The sequence below is a fragment of the Paraglaciecola sp. 25GB23A genome (genome assembly GCF_040012495.1).
GTDB lineage: Bacteria > Pseudomonadota > Gammaproteobacteria > Enterobacterales > Alteromonadaceae > Paraglaciecola.
The window spans coordinates 1-17,187 of the sequence record NZ_JBDYKM010000005.1; the positions used below are offsets into that span (position 1 = coordinate 1).

13 protein-coding genes are annotated in these 17,187 nt (G+C 42.2%); 8 read left to right on the top strand and 5 right to left on the bottom strand.

Annotation, left to right across the window (positions count from 1 at the left end; translation table 11 throughout):
• Positions 1-17: 17 nt before the first annotated feature.
• The 5 genes from ABKW31_RS10415 (at position 18) to ABKW31_RS10435 (ending at position 4,222) form a co-directional block, all read left to right on the top strand.
• A complete protein-coding gene (locus tag ABKW31_RS10415) occupies positions 18-230 on the top strand; it encodes a hypothetical protein (protein WP_348616284.1) in 213 nt (70 codons plus the stop codon).
• An 825-nt stretch (positions 231-1,055) separates the two neighbouring features.
• The gene (locus ABKW31_RS10420) at positions 1,056-1,313 is read left to right on the top strand and encodes a hypothetical protein (RefSeq protein ID WP_348616285.1); all 258 of its coding nucleotides are present in this window, start codon (positions 1,056-1,058) and stop codon (positions 1,311-1,313) included.
• A gap of 104 nt (positions 1,314-1,417) precedes the next feature.
• Positions 1,418-1,882, top strand: coding sequence for a hypothetical protein (locus ABKW31_RS10425; protein WP_348616286.1), 465 nt, complete (start codon positions 1,418-1,420; stop codon positions 1,880-1,882).
• A 31-nt stretch (positions 1,883-1,913) separates the two neighbouring features.
• Entirely contained in the window at positions 1,914-2,216 is a 303-nt protein-coding gene (locus tag ABKW31_RS10430) for a hypothetical protein (protein ID WP_348616287.1), read from the top strand.
• Between the two features lie 518 nt (positions 2,217-2,734).
• The gene (locus ABKW31_RS10435) at positions 2,735-4,222 is read left to right on the top strand and encodes a Fic family protein (protein ID WP_348616288.1); all 1,488 of its coding nucleotides are present in this window, start codon (positions 2,735-2,737) and stop codon (positions 4,220-4,222) included.
• Positions 4,223-4,521: 299 nt separating this feature from the next.
• On the opposite strand, the gene ABKW31_RS10440 is transcribed toward ABKW31_RS10435, so the two are convergent.
• Both ABKW31_RS10440 and ABKW31_RS10445 read right to left on the bottom strand, forming a co-directional pair.
• Positions 4,522-5,730 carry a HipA domain-containing protein gene (locus ABKW31_RS10440; protein ID WP_348616289.1) on the bottom strand — a complete coding sequence of 403 codons (1,209 nt, stop codon included), beginning with the start codon at positions 5,728-5,730 and terminating at the stop codon, positions 4,522-4,524.
• Positions 5,720-5,941 carry a helix-turn-helix transcriptional regulator gene (locus tag ABKW31_RS10445; RefSeq protein WP_348616290.1) on the bottom strand — a complete coding sequence of 74 codons (222 nt, stop codon included), beginning with the start codon at positions 5,939-5,941 and terminating at the stop codon, positions 5,720-5,722. Before ABKW31_RS10445 ends, ABKW31_RS10440 begins: the two co-directional genes overlap by 11 nt.
• A 759-nt stretch (positions 5,942-6,700) precedes the next feature.
• Between ABKW31_RS10445 and ABKW31_RS10450 the strand changes: the two genes are divergently transcribed.
• The 3 genes from ABKW31_RS10450 to ABKW31_RS10460 all read left to right on the top strand — a co-directional run bounded on the left by ABKW31_RS10450 (position 6,701) and on the right by ABKW31_RS10460 (position 13,180).
• Positions 6,701-7,726, top strand: coding sequence for an alpha/beta fold hydrolase (locus ABKW31_RS10450; protein ID WP_348616291.1), 1,026 nt, complete (start codon positions 6,701-6,703; stop codon positions 7,724-7,726).
• Between the two features lie 204 nt (positions 7,727-7,930).
• Positions 7,931-11,254 (top strand): two-component regulator propeller domain-containing protein, encoded by a 3,324-nt coding sequence (locus tag ABKW31_RS10455; RefSeq protein ID WP_348616292.1) that lies wholly within the window; start codon positions 7,931-7,933, stop codon positions 11,252-11,254.
• A gap of 324 nt (positions 11,255-11,578) precedes the next feature.
• The gene (locus ABKW31_RS10460) at positions 11,579-13,180 is read left to right on the top strand and encodes a diguanylate cyclase (RefSeq protein WP_348616293.1); all 1,602 of its coding nucleotides are present in this window, start codon (positions 11,579-11,581) and stop codon (positions 13,178-13,180) included.
• Positions 13,181-13,212: 32 nt separating this feature from the next.
• Here ABKW31_RS10460 and ABKW31_RS10465 read toward each other — a convergent pair whose 3' ends face one another.
• The 3 genes from ABKW31_RS10465 to ABKW31_RS10475 all read right to left on the bottom strand — a co-directional run bounded on the left by ABKW31_RS10465 (position 13,213) and on the right by ABKW31_RS10475 (position 17,132).
• Positions 13,213-14,502 carry an NAD(P)/FAD-dependent oxidoreductase gene (locus ABKW31_RS10465; RefSeq protein WP_348616294.1) on the bottom strand — a complete coding sequence of 430 codons (1,290 nt, stop codon included), beginning with the start codon at positions 14,500-14,502 and terminating at the stop codon, positions 13,213-13,215.
• Between the two features lie 122 nt (positions 14,503-14,624).
• The gene (locus ABKW31_RS10470; RefSeq protein ID WP_348616295.1) at positions 14,625-15,290 is read right to left on the bottom strand and encodes a 3'-5' exonuclease; all 666 of its coding nucleotides are present in this window, start codon (positions 15,288-15,290) and stop codon (positions 14,625-14,627) included.
• Positions 15,291-17,132, bottom strand: a complete 1,842-nt coding sequence (locus ABKW31_RS10475) for a DUF294 nucleotidyltransferase-like domain-containing protein (RefSeq protein WP_348616296.1) — start codon at positions 17,130-17,132, stop codon at positions 15,291-15,293.
• Positions 17,133-17,187: the final 55 nt, after the last annotated feature.

The following is a 17,187-nucleotide window of genomic DNA, read 5'->3' on the forward strand; positions in this document are numbered from 1 at the left end:
GGTAAGTTAAATAAACGGTGACCTTCCTACAGAGGACTTTCACCTCATTAGTTCATGCCCATGCTGGGCGTACACAAGTTGCCAAAGTTCGCCGCAAAAAGCGCGGCTGGGACAAACACTCACAGGGCTTTGCCCAACAACGTTCGCATTTGCCCCTTGGCAAAGCGTTAGTGCGTCAAGCAAGCTTGATGCATCTTGCAGGGTGTAAGTCCCTGTCGGGTAAGGTTTAGCCAACCACCCGTATCGAGTCTTGCGCATTGCGCGGAGTCTGTGCAAAGGAAGTGCTTTGCAGTGTGAAGACACAATCAGACGAACAACCAATGTGAAGCGTAGACAGAGAATTATATAGGCCATAGGGGATACGTGTCCCTGAAGTGCTGGTATCGCTTCGATAATACATTAAGTTCTGACTGACCAGGCTTGTAACGCCGTCGAAGTCCATGCAAAGCAATCGTTATGGTGAGATTGTGGCGAGTCAGCGGAGTTATCAAGCCGTGGCATGTATAAAGAGATGGATCAGGAACTTGAGAGAGCCAAAGGTGTTCCATAGGGATATGGTAGGGATGCTAAGTCATAAACGAGGCGAACGAAGACCTTTTGGCAGTCAGACTTGCTCATAGTAGTCTGAGGTTGGGAAAGCCAACCACATGGCGAAGGGGCAAGCGGTTATATCAGAACTGCAACAGAAACATGCACCGGACATGTAGGGCTGGAGAATGCATGAAAACCGAATTGCAATTCGTCACATTCAGGCGAAGTTGTGTCGGGAATTAAATGTCGCTGGATAAAGGAACGAAAGTAAGATGTTTTATTATCGGACACGTGAAGGCAACGTCTGCACGAGTGAATATATAACTGAAGAGCCGGATGCGGTAGTTCCGCACGTCCGGATCTGTGTGGGGGCGGCTCAGTGATGGGCCGTTCTACCACGATTGCGTCTATGAAAAATGTTTAGTGACGGTTTAGTTTCTTGGTTTTTTATTTTGCTAAACATCGGTATCCCAATTCTACTGATTGTGCTTTATAAATATTCAAAGACTGAAAGAAATGCATATTTGAGTGGAATTGCAGCGATGGTTCCTGCTCTAGTATTTCATTTGATTATTACAATTGACTTCCATGTGAATCAACGCACTGGACCTGATTCTTTTGCCTATCATGCGCAATGGGCAATGGCTGGTTGGGTTGGCCCCATCTTCGCTTTAGCGAGTTATGTGCTGCGGCGTTCTTTGTTTAAAGGCCTCACTAAAACCTATTCAATATTGTTAGGCTTTATTCCATGTGCATTGCTATATTTGGGGATATACTTTTGAGTAAAACGACGCATAACAAATCAATGAAGACGGACGTTCCCGAAAAAAAAGCGCTCGGCGCTTATTGAGGCGTTAGGCCTTTTTTCGAGAAACTATCTCCGAATATGAAAATAAGCATCAACGCAAATATGGTAGATATTCATACTCAGCCAATATCGGTAGAATTAATTCCAATTTTCAAGAAATTGAGTGATAGTCTTGAAGGCGAATATGGTGGGGATATGGAAAATCTACTCATTGACTTTGAGCTAATTGAAAGCATAGCGAAAGAAAATGGACAACCATTACATGCATTTCGGTTTCAAAAGCGAGTTTCTGGCCGCTCTCATTTTGGATTGCCTTCGAGGCCGGATATGTACAACGTCGGACATTTCAGCGTTAGGCCTGATTTCCCAAAAATAGTTAGCCTGAAAGGCAAGGCATTAATTCATTATTCTCTGTCACTATTGTTTGATTCAACTAGCGTCTTACTCAGTAATCAAAAAAGATTAGGGGCTTTTGACGCTGTCTCATTCAGAAGTAAGTTCCAAGAAGCATGTGAAGTATTGGGGCATGCTGTAGGGCGTTAGGGTTTATCCAATTACCAAAGAGGATTCAGCAATGGCATTAATTACAAATATTCAGCACTTTTTGGATGAAGATGGAAGCTTGGCTGAATTAAACTTTGAATCAATCGAGTTATTAGCTTTTTTGACTGCAATTATTGAATCAGCTTCAATTGCATATGAGCGGCCAGTAAGTTTCGCTAGTGTTAACTGTCGTAAGTGTGATGGCGAAATAGAAGTATGGGTTGATCCTGATAGTCATATAATTGGGTGGGAATGTCTAGAGTGTGGTGAAGAAGGTTTTATATCGAATTGGGAAGGAACTCAATGGGATAAACGAGATGATGTGCGCCATTAAAAACCCATGCAAGCTCATCAAATCTGACTCCACAAGCTGTCCGATTTTTTGCAAAAAAAACGGCGCAAGAAAACGCCCAACTTACTCCGCATTTTATGCGGGCGTTAATGTCTGCTTTGCAGTAACTTGGAGGGTAACCAAATCAGTGGTGAATGTCTGCAATTGGCACATGGCCGATATTCGGCTTCGAGCGATAAAGCGGAAGTTGCTTCTGTAGATTTCTAATGACAGCAACAGACAATATTGCAGGCACTCATGAGGTTATTGTTATCGGACTTCCTATTTGTGCCATTTTTATTCTAAAAGAGTTGGGTTCTTAACTCTCATTGCTACTTATATCAATTAATTCCCTTTGCAACCCATTTTATATTAAGTAATTCACCAAATAGAATTTTTATATCTAATAACTCCCTTTGTAACGCACTTTATATTAAATAATTCACCTTATGGACTTTTTATATCGAATAATTCATTTATAATGCGTTTTATGTTAAGTAATTCGCTTTTTTGAGGTAACTATGTCTAATTTGTATTTCCCAAAAGATACCGCTGAGTCCAAAGCGCTGTCAAAGAAGTATACCGCTGGCGCACTTAAACGCATCAGGCAGGGGATATACACAGATGCACCTTATGAAGAAATTAACGATTTGGTGATCAAACAATGGTCGAAGATAGTTGATTACCTTTACCCAACAGCCATTGCTAGCCACAGCACAGCGGAATATCTCAAACCTATCGATGGTGTCGTTTATATCACGGCAGATATTAAAGTGCGTAAGAGCGTCAAGATAGCAGATTCACTAACAGTCAATATCATCCCTGGCGACGTTAACACATTAACTGAACGCTTCTTGCCAGAGTTATCTAGGAGTGCACCTGCAAGACTGTTACTTGAAAACCTGCAAATAGCCCATGGCGATACTGGCGCTATAAAGTCTCTGGGCAAAGTCTGGGTAGAAGAAAAGCTTTGCGCATTTCTGGATAGGTACGGTGAAGATGAGCTAAATCGATTACGTGACTTAGCAAACAAAAGTGCTATCACTCTTAACATGCAACGAGAAGCGAAAATGCTAGATTTTATTGTCGGCAGCATTCTTTCGACACAACCAATTAAAAACCTTGATAGCCCAAGAGCAATCGCTCACGCTAAGATTGAACCGTTTGATAATCATCGCATGACACTTTTCCATTCTTTAGCGAATTACTTACAGCGCTGTGAGTTAATTCCGTCATCATATAGCTACAATACTCAAGGATGGCGAAACCTCTCTTTTTACGAGAGTTATTTCTCGAATTACATTGAAGGCACTGAATTTGAAATCGACGAAGCTGAGAAGATTGTTTTTGAAAAAACGATGATCAACAATCGTTATCAAGATAGTCATGACGTCCTATCTGTATTTGGAGTAGTAAGTGATTATTCTGAAATGTGTGTTGTGCCATCTTCACCGGAAGAACTTATCAATCTACTTAAAGAGCGCCACGCACTCATCATGAGCGAGCGCCCAGAGAAGCGCCCTGGCGAATTCAAGATCGAACCGAATAAAGCTGGGGATACTTCGTTTGTGCTGCCGGAGCATGTAGAAGGCACATTTACACAAGCATTTCCAATATACCAATCATTGCCAGCAGGTTTACCCAGAGCCATCTTTATGCAGTTCTTAGTGGCCGAAGTCCATCCGCATGATGATGGTAATGGAAGGTTATCTCGCATCATGCTCAACGCAGAGCTTGTTGCCAATGAAGAGCATAAAGTTATCATCCCAACAGTTCACCGTGAAAGTTATTTAAATGGTCTAAGGCAGGCGACTCGCAGTGGAAAATTCAGAACACTGACCAAAGTCTTTGCAAATATGCAAGCGTATACAGCAAGCATTGATTGGAGTGATTATGGTGAGGCAAGAGGAACTCTTGAGCGACATATGGCTGACAAACTTCCCGATCAAGGTATAGCGACATTCAATAGGGAAATTGCCAAGCACAAAATTTCTCTCCCAGCAGGATAGTTATTGCACGGCTAAATCACAGTGATTTATTAAGGAAAAATCCGCTTCGGTGCATCACCAAGAAATATAAAGAACAATCCCAATAGCAGTTGTTAGCTCAAGCGTGCTATTAAAATCTCAGTGACCAGCGACCGGAATACGTACACAGTTGCCAATCAAAGAGGACTCTAAATGAACTGTTTTACCGAATTAGTTTCCCTAACATTTAAATTAACTATCTATAAAAGGCTGTATCCGCGTTATACCTAGGAAAATCTCGAAGTGTAAAATACATGTTAATCCTTCAAGTAGTTAATCCCTTAAACATCAACATGAATGTTAGGCACCATTGATGTTAATCGGCCTATGTCAGCAGAACTCACTTCATGGTTCATGAAGTAGCATTGCCATTCATGAACTAATTCTGCGACTTCTTTTACGATACGCTTTGCTTTAAAACGTCTTAACCCAAAACGCTTTGACTGACTTAATACATTGTCTATCTTACCAAAGCGCCCCTCTTCACCGACACCTATACCTTGCAGTACACTTTTATTTATAGGCAGAACATCATAGGCAGGAGATAATCTCCAAGTGCGCGTTGCGAACTCAAAGAGTAAAGCATGGTTACGTGAGTGGTCGTCAGTATTTCCCATCAGCACATTAAACACCATACGGTAATACAGCTCGTGGGCATCTTCTGGCTCAGCCCCATGCTTTCGAATGAACTCCGCTAGTTGACCATATGAGTAGTTTGTTTTAAGCGACGTATCACTGACCTTCTTGAGATTGAATAAAGAGTTGGCGCTCAGGAAGTGGGATGTTGGTACGCCCTTATCTACATCAAAGCGCTCAACTAACAGAACATCACCAGCTTCTGCTTTAAACACTCGCGTACCCGCCACTCGAACGGGCAACTCTGCTAGCATGTGCATACAGGCGTTTTCTACCCTCACCACATTAATAATGTCATCTGGCCGATTAAACTTTGCCAGGTACAATTTATCACCCTCAGATACAACCGTCTTGGGTCTTGCTCCGCCCATGCTACTGCCATATTCAAATGCTTTCTTGGCTTCGTCTGAAACATTTTCATCGTCCAATATCGCATCTTTAGTTCTTAACAACATTGGCAACATCCCAAGATTGTTTTTATTTACCTTATGCTTAGAGCCAGTCTTAGAGAGGCTAAATACGAGTGCGCCGACGCCCATACCCGATCCGGCCAGAAGGAACTCTAGTTTGTTTTTTGGCTTAGTGCTATGCAGCGATAAAATCACCTTCTCACCCCAGGAATCAGCGCCAGCATCTGACAGCGCACCGAATAATCCCTTATTTACTGTTGTCGTGAATTCTTTATCTACCAGAGGCAAGTTAACCGGATCAATAGGGAATGCATCATCTCGCTCAAGATACGATTTACCATAGCGGAAACGACCAAGCTCGTTTTCGGTGTCTAGCACGATGACACCACAAATAACCGGCTTGTTTTCTAAGCCGTCGACAAACACATAGGCTTTAGAATTCATTATCTAACTCTTGATATTTACGTGACTTACGCCGCAGTTTTGTATCGTGTTCACTGATCTTTTCATCCACAAATACTTGGAATTCATCTATCAGTTCCAGTTGTTCAAGGACTAACAATAGTGAAAGTCCACTTACGCTCTTTCCGTTCTCTATATTGGATACCGTATTGCGACCCACGCCACTTCGAACAGCCAATTCCTGCTGCCCCATAGTGAGAGAACGAACGCCTCGTACGAGCATTCCGATGGAATGTAGTAGATTGCCTGATTTCTGCATGAATTTCTAAACGTTAATAAGCTATTGCTTACATTATAGGGCTTAATTAGGATAATTCAATGTATGCTTTTCCACGTATTAGCAACCTTTTGATTCGTTTTTAAATTATTTGGATGAGCGTTAATGTCTGCTTTGCAGTAACTTGAGAGGGTCACCAAGCAGGTTGTCAACGGCTGCAATTGTGCCCTCAAGTGCCATTCAACGACAGTTTGGAATGGAGAGCTTTAACAACCAGATTAGTTAGTATCGGATATCGGATATCGGATGAATAACTTCCGCTATTGGTTTATTGTTATTAGAACGTGAGTCCATTTCCTAGACTCAAATTTGCGAATTACACTATTTAGATTTCGTTTGAATAGTGATGCTGGGTATATAGCGTCGCACTCTGTGCTATATTTAATCATTGTGAGCAATTATATTCACCTATCTCTATATGTTGTCGTTCTTTTCGGCTTACTCTCCTCTTGGTGAGTTCTGAGTTTCAAAATTAATTCGTCGAATTTTCAAAGTAATTACGCTTTAGCGTTGCACAATGTCAAACTTTACTTCAGTCATAAATGTGCAAGCTCATACCCATAAGGTTTTTGTGACTGCCTGCAGTTTCTTTGGGTCTCGATAATTGAAGAGCAGACCGGCTGCTAAAGTGGTTTAATAGGATCTAATGCCTATTGTAAATGAGACTCAAAGGCGATGAATTTCTATATTTTAGCAGTGATTTCAAGTGTTCTTCTGTGGAGCAATCTGAGTTTTGCCAGCGCCTTGCTCAAAGCCCCACAACAATTCGCCAACTTTGCTGAATGCCCTCTTATAAGCGGGCAAGTATTAGCGCCTTGCAAAATTGGCTATCGAACTTACGGCACACTGAATGACGAAAAATCCAATGCTGTGCTTGTTCCAACTTGGTTCACTGGCACGTCTGCTGAACACGCTTATTTGGCCTCTCCAGAATTACTCAATCCTGAAAAGTATTACATCATTATTGTCGATGCTCTAGCTAATGGGGTATCCACTTCACCATCAAACAGCGAGACGCAAGCGGGTGGTCAGTTTCCGCAGATAAATATTTCCGACATGGTCGACAGCCAGTACAGGCTTCTTAACGAAACCTTAAATATTCAGTCTTTACACAGCATAGTGGGCTTATCGATGGGCGGTATGCAGGCTTTTGAGTGGTCGGTCCGTTTTCCTGGTTTTGCTAAAAAAACGGTGGCAGTCATAGGTAGCCCTCGTTTAGCAGCGTTTGATATCGCTTTATGGAGTACCAACAATCGATTACTCGCTCTTTATAGGGAATGCCAGTGCAAAGAGGTTCTCGAGGTGATGGCTGGTATTGGCATGTTAGCCGCTGTTCCTTCCAAGTTGGCTGAAGATATAAGCCGCGAAGACACGATTTCGATTATCACTACAAGAGGCCAATCCAACACCATGAGTGTGGCTGAAAGCTGGGATAGGCAGCGTCAGGCCGAAGCGATGATAGAGCATAATATTGCTCGTAATTTCGACAACGATTGGCAAAAAACAGCCGCCCAAATCAAGACCGAGTTTTTGATTATAATTGCTGATGATGACAGAGTCGTTACGCCCCAACCTGCGCGAAAATTTGCTGCATTAATTGGGGCAAATGTGCTAGAGCTTGACGAGGACTGCGGCCATGGTGATCCGTGGTGCGCGCCAGAGGTTTTCGCTCAGGCAGTGCGCAGCTTTATTAATAAATGATCAAAGGTTAGCCAAAAAACGTGCTAGTAAAAACCCGTGTATTAATTGTTATTTTTAATGCCCAGATTAACAAGCTAAACACTAAATATTGCGGATTCTAAGTACTCATTGCCCCTACTAACTTATGTTTATCACGCCCAGTTATTGACTGCTTAGCAGCAAGCTTTTAATCTGGACTGAGAATTAATACAGGAAAGTCGTCAAGTGCCGCAAAATAGTATTTCACAACGATTAACGATGTATTGTTGTCTGCTACTCATGCTTCTATCTGGGCACCTGTACGGTAATGAATCACTTACTCCTTTTTCACTCGCCAATAACGAATTTATCAGAATCGGGGATGAAAAAAAGATCCCTGAAAATGTTGTCGCCTCTTTGGCTCAAGACCGTCAAGGCTATCTTTGGATTGGCACTGCAGCGGGAGTAGTAAGATATGACGGCTACCGTTTTCGCTTGTTTACGCACGATACTCAGAAGCCTGAATCGCTGGGTGGAAACTTTATTAGAGATATATTGCCCTTATCTGACGGTAGTATTTGGATCAGTACTGAGCCAGGCGGGGTGTCGGTATTTAATCCTTTAACAGAGACCTTCAGCCATCTTTTTGACCATCAACAATTGTTGCAACATCCTTACTTATCGAGTGTCTCGGCCGTTGTACAGGATAGATTAGGTAACATTTGGCTAGGCACCAAAAGCGGTGTAGTTAAAATCAACTCTCTCAATAAATCAGCCATACAGCCCTTCAATAAAGAACAAAATCAACTGCTACACAACGATATTCGGGCCTTGCTCATTGATGAAGCTGGGGACCTTTGGGTAGGTAGTCGAGGCGGTTTAAATAAATACAATTCTAAAGAAGAGCACTTTGAATCTATCTTGGCCGCGCCTGGCGAAGCCTTGGCAGAAAAGTTTATTCGCAGTCTTTATCAAGACGAAATGGGGCGTATTTGGATAGGTACCGACAAGGATGGTGTATACATACTAAATCCAGAAAAAATGACAATACAGCCTGCTTTGCAAGGCATTCTGCCCCAAGACAATAGTAGTGCTGTGTATACCATTACTCAGGCTGACAAAAATGAAATATGGATAGGCCGATTTGGCGGGATAGATAGAGTTGATCTGCGTTCTGGCGAATGGTTAAACAGAATAGTGCCTGATCCATCAGATCCCAACAGCCTAGCTAACAATGATATTCGAGCTCTGCTTAAAGATAATTCAGGGATAATGTGGGCAGCGGGTTATGGGGGAGGTTTGCAACGCCATCAGCAAAACCATAATGGCCTTAATGTGCTTCGCTACAGTATGTTAAAACCAAACTTATTATCTGATCCTAATATCAGCAGTGTACTTGAAACGCACAGTGGACAAATTTGGATAGGGACGCGAGGTAAGGGTATCGATATTTACGACATTAAAAACGGTGTTGTAGGTGGCTACCGTTCAAAACCAGGGGTAAGTGGCGCACTCCAAGCAGGTTGGATTACTGCAATGGCAGAGCGCATTGACGGTAAAATTTGGGTAGGTGTAAACCCGGGGAAACTCTACCTTTTTGATCCACAATCCGAGGTATTTGAGCCCTTTGGTCATGATAAGGGTTTGATTAGTGCCAATATTAGGGTACTTAAACCTGCTACAAACGGCGACCTTTGGATTGGTACTAATCAGGGATTGGCCTTATGGTCAGCATCAACAGATAAAATTTCAATGATATCTCTGCATGACGACATTGTATTTCGAGAGGGCATAAATGCTATCCAACAAGATCAACAAGGTAATGTGTGGGTCGCAACAGGCGCTACTGGCCTCTACAAAATAGCTCAGGGCTCTAACACGCTGCAGCAAATAAACGGTAAAGTTGATGGGGAGCTAGACTTACGTACTACCAGTATCGTGGGTATGTTAATCGACAGTAAACAACGATTCTGGTTAGACACGCCAGACGGACTCCTTAATATTACGAAGTGGCATAACGAGGACGATGTTGAGCTTACCAATATTAGCCGCCAAATGGGTTATGAGGGGCGCCCCCTTGGAGCCAACCTGTTAGAAGATAAGAGAGGAAGGATATGGTCGCAGAACTTCATATTCACACCTGACGAGAAACAAATTATCGAGTTACAACGGGCTGACGGTAATGACATTGGCACCCCGTGGTTCAGATCGTTTACCAAAACCCGCAATGGCACTTTACTTTTTGGCGGCAGCAAAGGCTTACTCATGATAGAGCCTGAAAAATTTGTCCCTTGGCAATTTCAGCCTCCACTGGTGGCAACAGAATTGCGGGTTAACGGTAAGAGTGCAAATATGGCTAGATTGTCAGAGGGCCTGAGTTTAAAAGCCGATGAGCAAAGTTTTAGTATTGAGTTTGCCGCCCTCGATTTGTCTGAACCAGAATCGAATCAATATTCTTATAAATTAGCAGGCTTTGACCGTGATTGGATTATAACTGACTCAAGTCGCCGCTCAGCAAGCTACAGTAATCTTTGGCCAGGAGACTATATTCTGCATGTTCGCGGAACCAACAGAAATGGTAACTGGAGCGACGACGAATTGGCTATCAAGGTAACAGTCTTGGCCAAGTTCTGGCAAACCCTTTGGTTTTTGTTACTTGTGTTAACACTCGGCGGTTTATTAATTTACGTGGCTGTAGGTCTGCGCACTAAAATTATTTTGCAAAGAGCTCACGAATTAGAAGGCTTAATCGCCGAGCGTACTCAAGAATTACAAAGTACCCAAAACAGTTTAATTGAACAAGAAAAAATGGCTTCACTAGGCAGCTTAGTGGCTGGAATATCGCACGAGATCAATACTCCAATAGGCATAGCAGTTACTGCAGCCTCTACTCTGGAGGATGCCACAACAGAGTTACTGAACAAGGTCAATAACGACAAACTGACTCGCTCGGGTTTCGTCAAATACCTTACGCATTTGGCAGAGTCGGTAAAACTTCTCATCAGCAGCCTTGAGAGGGCAAGACAATTGATCGGCAGTTTCAAACAAGTAGCGGTCGACCAATCCAGTGAAAGCAGGCGTAAAATCGAACTTAAAACATTTTTCCTCGATACCCATTTCGCCCTGCAAGCCTTGTTAAAACAGCAAAATTGTCAACTAAACATAGTTTGTTCAGAAGGAATAATGCTGGATACCTACCCAGGCGCGCTTTTTCAAATTATCAGTAACTTAGTCAATAATTCAATCACACATGGTTTTGCAGAAAATTTTTCTGGAGAAATTAACATTGACGTTGTTGCCAGCCAAGATTATGTGATCATTGAATATACTGATAATGGCATTGGTATGAGTGAGGAAGTGCAAAAAAGGGCTTTTGAACCCTTTTTTACAACCAAAAGGGGCTCTGGGGGCTCTGGACTAGGCTTACATTTAGTTTATAACTTTGTTACTCAATTGTTGGGTGGCGAAATTAAATTGCATGCTAGTCAGACCAATGGATTTAGTTGCTGTTTGAGCTTGCCAAAAGTAGCACCAGAACCGATAAATAAAAAACTATACACCTACAGTTAGGCTTCAGTAGTTTGTATAAACAATATAAAAAAGGTTGTTTCCATCGAGCCTAATGGCGCACTTTGAATAGCGATTGGGTGTCACCTTGCTGCCATTATCCTGATTGGTCGTTGCTTAAATTTTATGTGAGGTGATATTCCTTCTTTGTAGTATGATTCTAATAAAAGCGGGTTTTGCAAGGCTTAGGGATCTGCCATCAATTGTTTACCTGCTCATAACACCCCAAATTAGACAGCTTAGCTAACTTGCCAATATCTCAATATTCGACTGGCTAGTTCTCTAACGACCCGTTACCTGGTCCAATAAAAGTGGTTTACCGATTTAATGAAAATTAGCCAAAAACTCTATGTCCGAGTCGCATTATCCATTGCCTTTGTCGCAGTAATAGTTTCATTAGCTTCATCGACATTGTCTTATTACACTGGGCTTAAAGAAAAGCAACAAATAAACTATCAAATGGTCAAGCAGTTAGCTGAGACAATGGCAAAAACTGCAGCAGTTTCGGCTAATTTAGATGATAGCGAACTCGGTCAACAAATTGTCAATGGCTTACTCAATAACGATTTAGTAAAAGGGGTCAACTTAGAAAGTAAAACAGGCATGGTAATCTTTGTTGGCCAGATAGGGATTGATAAAGATCGCATTAGCATTAATTTAATGCATCCTTCTATCATTGATAATGTAGTTGGCGCATTAACACTTTATCCAAACAATACTTTTATTCAACAACAGGCCAAAAAATCCCTTAAAAAAGAAGTGCTGCTGATGTTAATTCATTCCATCATCATCGCTTTTTTTGTTTCACTTGTAGTGCGCAGGTGGTTAACAAAGCCGATTCAACGATTAACTGACAGCTTCGCGACGATTGATCCTAGTGCACCCGAAACGATGCGCATGTTAGTGGTAAAACAAGGTAAACAAGATGAAATTGGCAAACTAACCCAGGGCATTAACTCATTAATGCACGAACTGCACCTTACCATCAGTAATGAGAGAGAATTACGCGAAAAAACCCAAGAACTAGAAAGCAAATTCAGACTTATTTTTGAACAAGCCAGTGCCGGGATTTGTTTATTAGACGAAAAGAATATGATCACTACCTTCAACCCCGCTTTTGAACGTTATTTTACTGTGAATGAGCATGAAAAATTAGCCTCTTTGCACTTTCCTACCCTGCTAAATGATGTGGATAAGTTACAAGAACTATTATTTAGCATTCGGGCAGAAAATAATCTTCCACAAATCACCTTAGACATTGAATGTCGGGTAGGTAACAAAACCATGTGGATGCATTGTTTATTTGCAAAATTAACTGAGCAGCGCGCCACAACACGGGGTACACAAGATAGTTTGGTTGAAGTTATTTTACACGACGTCACTGAGCGCGCTGAGCGCGAATTTCAAACCCGCTTTGAGGCGGATCATGATCCCCTAACCCATTTACTCAATCGCCGCTCAGGCGAGAAAAAATTACATAAAACCCTATTTTACTGCCTTAAACAGAAACAGCACTTAGTATTGATGATGATCGATTTAGATAAATTCAAACCTATCAACGATACTTTTGGGCATGAGGCCGGTGATAAGGTCTTAGTAGAAATTGCCAGAAGACTCAAAACGCGTTTTAATTTGGATACAGATCTTTGTATACGTTGGGGTGGAGATGAGTTTATTGTCGCTCGTCAGCTTGGGCATTTTGAACAAAAATTAGTGGTCGAACAGGCCAACGCCATACTCGAAGATATCAAGCAGCCAATCTATATGACCGAATATGAGCAATGTGAAATTGGGGCAAGTATTGGTATTGTAGTCGGCCCTAAAGACGGCAATGTACTTCACGAGTTAATGGTAAATGCCGACAATATGATGTACCGCGTGAAAGAAAAAGGTCGGGGCCAAGTGGCCTTTTATGAAAAGCCCTATTAACCCCGTATTGTCAGGTATTGCTTTGAGTTAAGTTAATGAAGCTTAAGTTTACTTCCAACAAATTTACTCACCTGGCGACTTAACATGCCGACTGCACCTCTAATATAACCGTTTACCGCAAACTGGTGCATGCTATATAAGCTGTTATAAACGACTCGGGCCATATGCCCTTCGATAAACATACTGCTGTTAGATAAATTGCCCATCAAGCTACCTACTGTGCTGTATTTACTCAAATGAATTAACGAACCATAGTCATTGTAAATGTAGGCTTCTAAGGGTTTGCCCGTCATGGATGCTAGGATATTATTGTAGACCGTATTTGCCATTTGATGGGCTGATTGCGCTCGCGGCGGCACCCAACGACCATCGGGTTGTAAACAGGCACAACAGTCACCTAACACATAAATTCGTTGATCGACGGTGCTTTGTAATTGCTGATTCACCATAATTTGCTGAATTTTATTGGTTTCAAAGCCCCATTCTTTCACCGCATCTGGCGCCTTTATACCAGCTGCCCACACCATCAAATCAGCTTCAATTAGATGTTCGTCTTGGGTCACAAAACCAACTTTTTCTGCGCGAATAACGCGAGTGTTTTCAAGCACCTGAACGCCAATTTTTTGCAAAGCGTTTTTGGCTGACGCAGCTATCCGTTCGGGTAAGGCAGGTAGTATTCGGCTACCTGCTTCAATAATAGTCAATTGTAAACGTTTAGCTGAGAGACTTGTCATACCATAAGCGTTGGCCAGATTGGCAACGTGATGTAATTGAGCGGCTAGCTCTGTGCCCGTTGCACCACCACCGACAATACTTACTCGCAGAGGCGCTTGATTTTCACTGACATAATTAAGTCGCAGAAATTGATTGATCAGGGCGCGATGAAACTGTTCGGCTTGCTTGAGTGAATCGAGAAAATAACTGTGCTCTCTGACACCAGGGGTATTGAAGTCATTACTAACGCTACCCAAAGCCATAACTAAGTTATCGTATTCAATGTCTCGTTGCGGCAATATTTCATTACCCTCGTCGTCTAGCAGTCTTGCCAAAGTTAAACGCCGAGCTTCAATATCGAGAGCAATCATTTCGCCTTGTTGAAATTCGTAATGATGGCCACTAGCATGAATGCGATAATCGACACCATCAGAATTTTTATCAATAACTCCCGCAGCAACTTCATGTAACAGCGGCTTCCATACATGGGTGCGCTGTTTATCGACTAACACGATCTCTAACATCTCGCGTTTTTTAGCAAATTTACTTAACTTGGCAACTAACTCTAAACCGCCCGCTCCACCGCCAACCACAACAATACGTTTCACTTGTTAATCCTTCCCATTTGGCCGTGAATAGATAGTCACTATAATGCTTTATTCCTCTATTACTGCAAGTCTTGGCCGTGTTTTATGCACGATTTTTTGCTTATTTTGTTCCTACTCATATTTTAAACATAATATTGTAAACTGCGAGTATGACGTAAATCACTCACTGGATGCGGCATCGCTTTTAAATTATTTAACTGGGCAAAGGCCAATTCAAGTGTTGCCATTGCATCATCTAAAGCATTGTGCAGCGGTGCAGGCGGAAATTGATAACGATGACGGCAATCGGGCAAAGTAAAACTATGGCGACTAAATACCGCTTGGGCGCGTTCCATAATATATTTTTCAAGGCTCAAAGTATCCAAAGTCAGTAGACCGCTGAAATCAATTTGTCTGTTACGCATTTCTCTAGTAAGAATAGGCATATCCAAGGGCGCATGGTGAAATACCCAGAGATGAGTATGTAACATGCTACTGAGTTGTTGTAAGGCTGGCGCCAGTTCATTGCCTTTAGCAATGTCCTCAGCCGTTAAACCGTGGATCACTGGACTTTGCTGTAAATCGGCTTGGGTATTAATCACTTGGTAAAAAGCGCTAGTAAGATCGATTGTACCGTTGGTCCCCGCAATCCATCCAATTGATGTAATAGCGGCCACATTGGTATCTAAGCAGGTCAACTCTAAGTCGATAGCCAATAGTGGAATTTCCTGCCAAGAGCGATTTTTCCACTGCGCGGGCAAACGTTCGCTTAAACCCAGCCATTGTTTGTGTTTTGTCCACCAACTCATTTAACTCATTTCTCCACAAAATTTTAGCAAGGCACCTTGTTGAGCCACTTGAATAGCCTGGAATGCCGCTTTAAGTTGATGCTTTTCAATGGCAGACAAATCTTTAAGTAAAATACTATTATCAGTGACTTTATTGTTCACCTGATGGCGCCAGCGTAAACGATTTAAAAACAACCAAATATCCCGCAGATTATCAGCATCCTTTTTGGTCAAACTACCCTCTTCTGGCAAATTTGCCAGCCGACTTAGTGTACTGGGCATGCTGAGTTGAGCAGATAAGGCATAAATACGCACCAAGGAATTGATGATCACCACCGCGCCTTTTTTCAGATTAATCGCGTCTTCCGAACCTTTATCAAACGAAAAACGCTTAAATAAGGTCAGGGGTACGTGAAAGTCATGCACTTGTCTGGTTAACAGGGCTAAAAAACGGCTTTGTTTAAACAAGAGGCTACGTGCTTGATGCAGTTGTTTAAGCAAAGTTATATTACCTGCCACTGCGCGTACATCGAGAAAAATATTGAAACTTAACAGGGCTTTAGGATCAGGTGTATCGACCCAGTTATGGGCTTGATTTATCGCTTGCTCAATCGACAATCGCAATTCTGGGTTACTTGCCATAATGTTACCCGTACATAAGGCGATGCCACATTTATTCAAGCCTTTGCATACATAATCTGACATGTCAGCAAAGTACTGCCCTTGTTGCTCGTTAGGAATTTTTTCTAACAACAAGCCATTATCTTGATCTGAGCCCATCGTCTGGTCTTCACGAGCTTGGGAGCCATACACCAGCCAACAATAGTCAAAGGGCGCGGGCCCGTGCTTTTGTTGGAAAAACGTCAGTAACTTACGAGTCATAATGTCGGTAGCTTGCGATAAAATTTTGCCCGCTACATCAAAATCACCTAGTCGTTTGGCATGAGTCGAAAAATACTGCGGTAATTGCCACGACAAACGAGTCAACTCATACAAGCTTTGTGCTTTCATCAACTCGCCAATAATAAATAATACGTTGGCACGTTGATATCGCAACATATCGGTGGCTGTGACCAGCCCAATTGGAATTTGTTTATTACGTTCCACTATGGGTAAATGATGGATGTTTTTTTCGGTCATTAAACATAAGGCGTCAAACAAACTATGTTGTTCTTCGATATAACAGGGCTTCGCCGTCATGACCGAAGATACCGGCGCTTGGGTATCATAACTAACAGCAACTATACGATTACGAATGTCTCGGTCTGTAATAATGCCGACTAACTGCTCTTGATCATCGATAAAATCAGTAATCATCAAGGTAGACACTTGTTGCTGGGCCATGAGCTGTACTGCTAATAATATGGGCGTGTCTTGCCGAGCACTGACCAACTTATCGCTCAAGACCTCAGTCAGAGGTTTGTGCAACCAAATAGAATTGGAATCATCAATGGCTTGGTTATGCAGAGTTTGTTCTTTATAAGCCTGAAAAAATGCAGCAAATTCTGGGTGTTTTTGTAAGTACTGAAGCAAGGCTTCAGCGCCAATAACGTAGACTAAACCTGGATGATTGACAGTCAAAAACTCAGGATTAAACAGACCCAGTTTCGCCACAACGCTACCAAAATAGTCACCTTCGCTCAAATAACTCTGGATGCCATCTTGTTCCTGGATTGCAAACTGACCAGACTGAATTAGAAATAAGTTTTGTTTATTATCCGTTAATAGACTGTTGGCATTTTGCGCTGTTAAGTATAACACCGAGCAATACTGAGCTAAGTCAGCGAGTTGCTCTCTTTTGAGTTTGTCAAAAGGAGCCGATGCAGCGAGGAAATTAATCACTTGTTGCGGAACAGCGTGCATAAATGACTCCTATTGTATTGTTTAATCTCAGTCACATAAACCGTATTGCCTAGAC